Raw genomic sequence first — 5,662 nt, forward strand, 5'->3', positions numbered from 1 at the left:
AATCGGCATGCCCGCGGGCGATCTCCCGGAACCGAACCCAGCGGCAATTTAGCGGGAACAACCCCCCTCTCCACCCAAAAACGCCTTTAGTCTTTCCAGAAAATCGTGACGGTCTTGATCCCGAATTCCCGAGCAGCCTGAACATCCACGCCGTAGTAGATGTCGATGCGTTTCTCGAAGCGCTTGTTGGTCTTGTCCAACACGAGATATGGGCCGCCTATGTTTTCGATGTAGACTTTGGTGCGGTGGTCGAGTCCGAGGGGAATGAGGTCGCGGGAAACGGCGATGCATTTCATGCCGGGCTTGAGGCGGTCGCCCCATGCGGCGATGAAGGGGTGCCCGCTGGTTTGTCCGGGGGTGGAATTGTAGGCGGTGGCCGTGACTTCCATGCTGTTCCAGAGGACCGGGTTGGGCACGTTCCAGCCTATGCCCAGCAGCACGGCGGCAAGCAGGGCGAGTATGATGAGGAGTTTTTTCATGTTGCGGGAATGGTAGGGTATTGGCGGGATTCCCGCAAGGCGACGTGGGGTCAGGGTTTTTCGGCCCAGAGCACGAAGACCGGGTTGGCTGCCTTGAAGCGCATGTCTCCGGCGAGTTTATCGGCCTCGTTGGCTTGAAGCTGGGTCACGCCGAAGAGCCAACCGCGTTCCATGAAGAAGGCTTTGGTGCGGTGCAGGGTGTCCAGCAGGATGCAGTGGGCCACAACGCGGCCGCCGGGACGCAGGCGCTCGGCCACGGCCTTGAGCAGATCGGTTTCCTTGTTGGATTCGCCGCCGAGCCCGCCACCGATGAATACGCGGTCCGGGTCCGGGAGGCGGTCAAGGCATTTGGGCAGGGCGTCGTTGACGACTTCCACCAGCCATGCGCCCATGCGCCGCTGGTTTTCGCGGATCATTGCCGCGCGGGTGCGGTCGCGTTCAACAGCAACCACGTGGCCTTCGACCACGAGGTGGGAGGCCTCGATCGCCACGGAGCCGCAGCCTGCACCGAGGTCCCAGACGGTGGAGCCGGGAGTGACGGCAAGCAGGGCGAGGCCGGTGGAGCGCACTGGGAGCTTGGTAATCAGTCCGCGTTGATGGAAATAGTAATGGTCCGGGATGCCCAGTCTGAGGGGGATCTCCGGCGGGTACTCGCGTTCCAGAAACACGATGTTCAGCGGATCAAAGCCCATGCCCCAGGTGTCTTCCAGCGGGATTCGGCGTACGGATTCGCCGCGTGTTCCGAGGCGTTCGAGCACGGTCATGGTAAAGCCGTCTGCGCCGCGCTCCAGCATGGCGCGGGCCACGGCGGCGGGGTCGTTCTGTTCGTCGGTGAAGACGGCGATGGTGTCGGCGCGGACCAACGCGGCAAAGAGCGGGGTGAAGTCGTTACGACCGTGCAGGGAGACCGAGACAGTGCGTTCCCATGGGATGCCGAGCCGGGCGGCGGCCAGTTGCAGGGTGCTCAGGGCGGGCGTCACGCTGATGTTCTCACGGCCGAGTTCGCGGCCGAGCATGTTGCCGATGCCGAAGAAGAGCGGGTCGCCGTCGGCCAGCACCACGACGCGGCCTCCGGATTCGGCGGCGCTTCGCAGCTTGCGCACCACTTTGTCGAGCGGTGCGCTGATGGTCAGGCGTTCGGCTTTCGGGGCGGCATCTTCGGGCAGCGAGTTGAGTAGCCGCCTGCCGCCCGCGATGATGGTGGCGCGCGAGAGGGCGTCTTTACCCTCGGCGGGAAGGTCGAGGGAGCCGGGGCTCATGCCCAGAACGAGAACGGGTTCGGTGATTGCCATGGCCGGTGTTGTACCCCAACAGCCTGTCCGTGAAAAGCATCATCGCCTTGCCTTTTCCTCACCGGGACGGCAGGGTGGCCGAAACCGGAGGAAGAATGGGCGGCAAACCGCGCGGCATATGGGCATGGGCTTTTTATGATTGGGCCAATGCCGGGTTCAACACGCTGGTGCAGACCTTTGTGTTCGCCGCGTATTTTACGGCTGCAGTGGCTGCGGACGAAGCCACCGGCACCGCCATGTGGGGCAACGCCATGTCCCTTGCCGGGCTATGCGTGGGGCTTTCCGGGCCGCTGGTGGGGGCCGTGGCCGATCACACGGGGCGGCGTAAGCGTGGATCGCGGTTCTGACCGTGGTCTGCATCGTGGCCACCGCGCTGCTCTGGTTCGTGAAGCCAGATCCTGCCTATGCCGCCCTTGCGGTGGGACTGGCCTTCATCGGGGTCACGGCTTCGGAGTCGGCCCAGATTTTCTACAACGCCATGTTGCCGGACCTTGTCCCAGAGGACAGGCTTGGCCGCTGGTCCGGTTGGGGCTGGGCCATGGGATACGCGGGCGGGCTGATCTGTCTCATCACCGCGCTGTACGGCTTCATCGACGACAGCGCGCTTGTGCAGCTTCCGCGGGCCGACGCCGTGCATGTGCGTGCGGCCATGCTCTTTTCCGCGCTCTGGTATGCGGTGTTTGCCCTGCCCATGTTCTTGCGCACGCCGGACACGCCGTCCACGGGGCGGCCGCTCGGCGAGGCAGTGCGGGAGGGATTCGGCCAGATCAGGCAGTCGTTGGCGCACGCCCGGAAGTACCGGGACGTAGGCCTTTTCCTGCTGGCCCGGATGCTCTACAACGACGGGCTGACCACGCTGTTCGCCTTTGGCGGCATCTATGCGGCGGGCACGTTCGGCATGGACACTTCGCAGGTGATCCTGTTCGGCATCGGGCTGAACGTCACTGCCGGATTGGGCGCGGCGGGATTTGCGTGGCTCGATGACAATTCCGGGCCGCGAAAGACGCTCATAGTCTCGCTTGTCGGGCTGATCGCCTCGGCAGTGGCGACGCTGGCGGTGACGGATGTCACCCTCTTCTGGATTTTCGGGCTCGCGGTAGGTATATTCGTCGGGCCCGTGCAGGCCTCCAGCCGCTCCTACCTCGCCCATGCGGCACCTCCGGAGCTTCGAAACCAGTTTTTCGGCCTGTTCGCCCTGTCCGGCAAGGTCACGGCGTTTCTCGGCCCGCTGCTTGTGGGCCGCATCACGCTGGCCGCGCAGAGTCAGCGCGCGGGCATGGTCTCGGTGGTCGCACTTTTTGTGCTCGGGCTGGCCCTGCTGCTGGCCGTGCCACCGGTCAAACGACATCAAACCCCTGAGGAGAATCCATAATGTCCGACTTCAGTTTCAGGCTCAGTGAAAAGGAAAAACAGTATCTCAAAGACCTCGTGGCCTCGTCCATCAAAGGCAAGTTTTCGGGCGACGACGAGATCCCGGCCGAGCCGGATGATCACAAGCTCACCAAGGAGCTGGGCGCGTTCGTGACCCTCAAGATCGGCGGCAGCCTGCGCGGCTGTATCGGCAACGTGCAGGGCAGCGGCCCGCTCTACAAGACCATCTGGAACATGGCCCGCGCCGCCGCCTTTCAGGATCCGCGCTTCCCGCCCGTGACCGAGGACGAGGCCGAAGTGCTGGAAATCGAGATTTCCGTTCTCTCGCCCGTGAACTACTGCCGCTCCCCGGAGCAGATCGTGGTGGGTCGTCACGGCCTGATCGTTCAGCGCGGTCAGAACGTCGGGCTGCTCCTGCCGCAGGTGGCAGAAGAACAGGGCTGGGACAAGTACGAATTCCTCTCCAATACCTGCCGCAAGGCCGGACTTCCGGAGGACTGCTGGAACAAGGTAGGCACCGACATCTTCTGGTTCGAGGCCGAAATATTCTAGATACGTCCGAAAGAGACCAATTCCTGACGGCGATACCGCGACTGTGCGGTTTCGCCGTTATTTTTTGCCTGTTACCCTGAGCGGGAGTCCGAAAATCATTTCATGCACCTTTCTGATTCATACGGTTGAATCAGGGAGGTCTCATGAGCACCGACATCAGGGAACTGGTCACAGCGAGCATGCCCAGCTTTCCGGCCAGGCGGATCGGGCGACTGGTGACCGATACCACCGATTTCATGGCCGTGGGATACGGCGACGTCATCAAGCTGGGCGACCGGCACTACATGGTGCTGCGCGACGAGGCGGAACGGCGCTTCGGCATCGAGGACTTCAAGTTCTGGGTCAAGCGCTGCCGCTGCCTTGAAACCGGCGAACCGGCCATTCTCAAGCTGGTTTTCCACGAGGAATTCTACCAGAAGGTCGGGCCTGCCAGCATTCGCAGCTTCCGCAGCCCAACCAAGGAGGCCCGGATTCTTGATCTGGTGGCCGATGACCCACGGTTCATGCACGGCTTCTCGTTGCGGGATGAGGCCGGGAATCTGGTGCGCGTGTTGGAGGTCATCCGGGGCAAGCGCTACGATGAGGTGGTGGACGCGCTGCCCGGCAATCATGAGCAGTATTTTCATGAAAGCCTGCGAGACGCGCTGGATGTCTTTGTGGAGGCGTCTGAAGCCATCGGGTTCCTGCATGAACACGGCGAGCAGCACGGGGACGTTCGGCGCGATCACCTTTGGCTGGAGACCCGCACCGGGCAAGGGCGCTGGCTGGATTTCGACTACGCCTACGAGGCTCGGGCCAACCCCTTTGCGCTGGACCTTTACGGTCTGGGAAACTGCCTGCTGTTCATCGTGGGCAAGAGAATCTACACGCCGCAGGTGTTCCGCGACATGCCGGGCGGCGGGGACGTGCGCCAATCGGATTTTTCGCCCATCATCAAGAACCGGCTGGTGAACCTGCGGCGGCTGTTTCCGTACATCCCCGAACCACTCAACAACGTGCTCCTTCATTTCTCCGAGGGAGCGGAAGTGTTTTACGATTCCGTGGCAGAGATGCTGGCCGACCTGCGGCCGTGCCTCGACATGCTGCCGAAGCCTGAAAGGAGGTCAGAATGAATGCCAGGAAGATCCTCATTGCCGTGGATGCGAGCGAGAACGCCATGCGTGCCGTAGAGTACGCGGGCAAGGTCGTGGGGGGGCACCCGGATTCGAAGTGCATCTTCTGTGCATCGAGCAGCTGCCGAGCCGCGATCTCTTTGCGGACGATGAAGCGTGGCAGGCGGTCTGCACCGAGACGCGGCGGGAACTGAAAGAGTTTCTGGGCAAGGCGAGGTTGCGACTCGAGGGGCTCGGTGCGCCTGATGGCTCAGTGTTTGAAGACTACGTGGCTTTCTGCCATTCGCCCTTCAACGAAAGCGCCGCACGGTGCAGCCGGGGAACCAGCATCGCGCTGGAGATTCTGGAGACCGTGAAGAGCGGCGGGTTCGGGACGGTCGTGGTAGGACGGCGCGGGCTTTCCAAGGCCGAAGAGTTCCTGTTCGGATCGGTGTCCAACAAGATCGTCCACTCGGCGCGGGACTGCACGGTGTGGGTCGTGTCCTAGTTCGTTCCGGTCAGCGTTTGCGGAGGTTCACGGTCCTGATGTCGGCAACGCGGCCGTGGTAGTTTTCGGGCCGGTCCTCAAGGAATTCGATGAGGCCGAGAGCCGACTCTTCGGGCGTGATGAGCATGCCCTGCTCCTTCCATGGCCGGAATACGGACTGGAGCTGTTCGGCGCAGGCTCCTTCGGATTCACGGGCTTGCCGCTGCATGGTTCCTTCGACGATGCCGGGCCGCCAGATCACTGTCAGGATGTCCGGGGCTTCCACGGCGAGCTGCCGGGCGAGGTGCTCTTCGGCGGCTTTTGCGGCGCAGTAGCTCCCGATGCCCGGCTGGGTCTTTTCCGCCGCGCCCGACCCGAAAAAACGGCGAG

Annotated in this window: 8 protein-coding genes; 5 read left to right on the top strand and 3 right to left on the bottom strand. The window is 63.0% G+C overall.

The genetic code is table 11. The features are described 5' to 3' along the window. Positions 1-86: 86 nt before the first annotated feature. Positions 87-479, bottom strand: a complete 393-nt coding sequence (locus JCM12178_RS16780; protein WP_054653094.1) for a 3D domain-containing protein — start codon at positions 477-479, stop codon at positions 87-89. A 50-nt stretch (positions 480-529) separates the two neighbouring features. After that, entirely contained in the window at positions 530-1,771 is a 1,242-nt protein-coding gene (locus JCM12178_RS16785; RefSeq protein WP_054653096.1) for a bifunctional cobalt-precorrin-7 (C(5))-methyltransferase/cobalt-precorrin-6B (C(15))-methyltransferase, read from the bottom strand. Positions 1,772-1,866: 95 nt separating this feature from the next. Here JCM12178_RS16785 and JCM12178_RS20105 point away from each other — a divergent pair, with 95 nt between their 5' ends. From JCM12178_RS20105 to JCM12178_RS16805, 5 genes are all read left to right on the top strand, one after another. Beyond that, positions 1,867-2,118: a hypothetical protein gene (locus tag JCM12178_RS20105; protein WP_245628842.1), complete on the top strand. Its 252-nt coding sequence runs from the start codon at positions 1,867-1,869 to the stop codon at positions 2,116-2,118. A gap of 2 nt (positions 2,119-2,120) precedes the next feature. Continuing rightward, positions 2,121-3,143 (top strand): MFS transporter, encoded by a 1,023-nt coding sequence (locus tag JCM12178_RS16790; protein ID WP_245628843.1) that lies wholly within the window; start codon positions 2,121-2,123, stop codon positions 3,141-3,143. Further along, entirely contained in the window at positions 3,143-3,694 is a 552-nt protein-coding gene (gene amrA, locus JCM12178_RS16795; RefSeq protein WP_054653098.1) for an AmmeMemoRadiSam system protein A, read from the top strand. Before JCM12178_RS16790 ends, amrA begins: the two co-directional genes overlap by 1 nt. Before the next feature lie 143 nt (positions 3,695-3,837). Then, positions 3,838-4,806, top strand: a complete 969-nt coding sequence (locus JCM12178_RS16800; protein WP_054653100.1) for a serine/threonine-protein kinase — start codon at positions 3,838-3,840, stop codon at positions 4,804-4,806. Positions 4,807-4,903: 97 nt separating this feature from the next. Further along, a complete protein-coding gene (locus tag JCM12178_RS16805; protein ID WP_369404553.1) occupies positions 4,904-5,293 on the top strand; it encodes a universal stress protein in 390 nt (129 codons plus the stop codon). Between the two features lie 10 nt (positions 5,294-5,303). Here JCM12178_RS16805 and JCM12178_RS18820 read toward each other — a convergent pair. Continuing rightward, positions 5,304-5,662, bottom strand: a 359-nt coding sequence (locus JCM12178_RS18820) for a Rossmann-fold NAD(P)-binding domain-containing protein (RefSeq protein WP_500799078.1), incomplete at its 5' end; no start/stop codon positions are given.

Origin of the sequence: Salidesulfovibrio brasiliensis JCM 12178, assembly GCF_001311825.1 — a bacterium.
Lineage (GTDB): Bacteria > Desulfobacterota > Desulfovibrionia > Desulfovibrionales > Desulfovibrionaceae > Pseudodesulfovibrio > Pseudodesulfovibrio brasiliensis.

Coding starts and splice junctions, on each gene's coding strand:
- JCM12178_RS16785 (WP_054653096.1), bottom strand. CDS start 1,771: ATGGCAATCACCGAACCCGTTCTCGTTCTGGGCATGAGCCCCGGCTCC.
- amrA (WP_054653098.1), top strand. CDS start 3,143: ATGTCCGACTTCAGTTTCAGGCTCAGTGAAAAGGAAAAACAGTATCTC.
- JCM12178_RS20105 (WP_245628842.1), top strand. CDS start 1,867: ATGGGCGGCAAACCGCGCGGCATATGGGCATGGGCTTTTTATGATTGG.
- JCM12178_RS16800 (WP_054653100.1), top strand. CDS start 3,838: ATGAGCACCGACATCAGGGAACTGGTCACAGCGAGCATGCCCAGCTTT.
- JCM12178_RS16780 (WP_054653094.1), bottom strand. CDS start 479: ATGAAAAAACTCCTCATCATACTCGCCCTGCTTGCCGCCGTGCTGCTG.